Origin of the sequence: Achromobacter insuavis, assembly GCF_902859645.1 — a bacterium.
Lineage (GTDB): Bacteria > Pseudomonadota > Gammaproteobacteria > Burkholderiales > Burkholderiaceae_B > Achromobacter > Achromobacter insuavis.
The window spans coordinates 1-614 of record NZ_CADIJR010000196.1 but is presented as its reverse complement, the minus strand read 5'-3'; the positions used below and the strand labels follow the sequence as shown (position 1 = coordinate 614).

Sequence of the window (614 nt, the reverse complement as noted above, 5' to 3'; positions counted from 1 at the left end):
AGCGGCCGCCACGCTCTGGCCGCTGTGGCTGGCGCTGGCCTGGCTGGCCGGCTGCGCGCTGGCGGCGCTGCGGCTGCTGTTCGGACTGGCCTGGTTGCGCGGCGTGCTGCGCGCCAGCCAGCCCTGGCAAGATCCCGCCTGGCAGGCGCGCGTGGCGGACATGGCGCACCGCCTGCGGCTGTCGCGCACGGTCGGCCTGCGCGTGGCGCGCCACCTGTCCACGCCGGTCACCGCCGGCTGGCTCAAGCCGGTGATCCTGGTGCCGGCCTCGCTCGTCACCGGCATGCCGGCGGACCTGCTGGCCGCGCTGCTGGCGCATGAGCTGGCCCACGTACGACGCCACGATTACCTGGTCAACCTGCTGCAGCACGCGGCCGAGGTGCTGCTGTTCTTCCATCCGTCGATCTGGTGGCTGTCGCGCCGCCTGCGGATCGAGCGCGAGCGCATTGCCGACCAGATGGCCGCGGCCCTGATCGGCGGCCCCATGCCGCTGGCGCGCGCCCTGCACGCGCTGGAACGCGCCAACGATGCGCCGGCGCCGGTGGCGCCCGCCGCGCGCGACGGCGACCTGCTCGACCGCATCCGCCGCCTGGTGCGTCCCGACACGCTCGCCG

Annotated in this window: 1 protein-coding gene; it reads left to right on the top strand. The window is 75.6% G+C overall.

The genetic code is table 11. From position 1 onward, the window contains the following. Window positions 1-614, top strand: a 614-nt coding sequence (locus tag H0523_RS32095; RefSeq protein ID WP_180180334.1) for a M56 family metallopeptidase, incomplete at both ends; no start/stop codon positions are given.